This is a genomic window from Bartonella sp. CL71SXKL (assembly GCF_042194935.1).
Lineage (GTDB): Bacteria > Pseudomonadota > Alphaproteobacteria > Rhizobiales > Rhizobiaceae > Bartonella.
The window spans coordinates 1-614 of sequence record NZ_JBHINI010000135.1; the positions used below are offsets into that span (position 1 = coordinate 1).

Here is a 614-nt window from a genome sequence, read left to right on the forward strand (position 1 = left end):
ACCATAATCGCGATGCTTCTGTTTAATTGCTTTAATTTCCGTAATTAGTTTCCTATCGGAAACTAATCTACGATGTCTTCTCTGGGGCTGATGATAAAACGTACTACGTTTAATGGAACTGTAAGGAAGAATTTCCCTTAAAGTAAATCCAAATTGCTGCCTTAGTTCTTGGATGATTTGATATTCTTCTCGCGATGACCGCGCTTCTGAACTAAGGCATCGAGTTTTTTTAAGTATTCATTCTCTACTCTTAAAGCCCGATTCTCTGCTCGCAGGCGTTCTAATTCACTGAGTGATGTCCGATTGGCTTGCTGATTATGATGATTAGTTGTCACGTGTTTTGCCCGTCCTCTTCTGGTGAATAAGGCCTGTACACCACCACATTTCAATTTCTTTTGCCAATTTGCTATCGTTCCAACATTACTAATATCAAATTCTAAAGCGGTAGTAGTGTAAGAGGCCTGATTCTGTTTTTTCCAGTTTAAGACCTTAAGCTTAAAATTGCCATCATATTCATATTTTGGACTGCGGATTTTTAGCCCATTAATTCCATATTTTCGATATCTAGCTACCCACATTAAGACCGTATAACAATTCTTAATGCCTAAATTTCT

Annotated in this window: 1 protein-coding gene; it reads right to left on the reverse strand. The window is 37.6% G+C overall.

Features of this window, described 5'->3' with window-relative positions; translation table 11 throughout:
- Nucleotides 1–161: 161 nt before the first annotated feature.
- Nucleotides 162–614 (reverse strand): helix-turn-helix domain-containing protein (locus ACFILA_RS09920; RefSeq protein WP_375661168.1); only part of this gene is annotated, 453 nt, incomplete at its 5' end.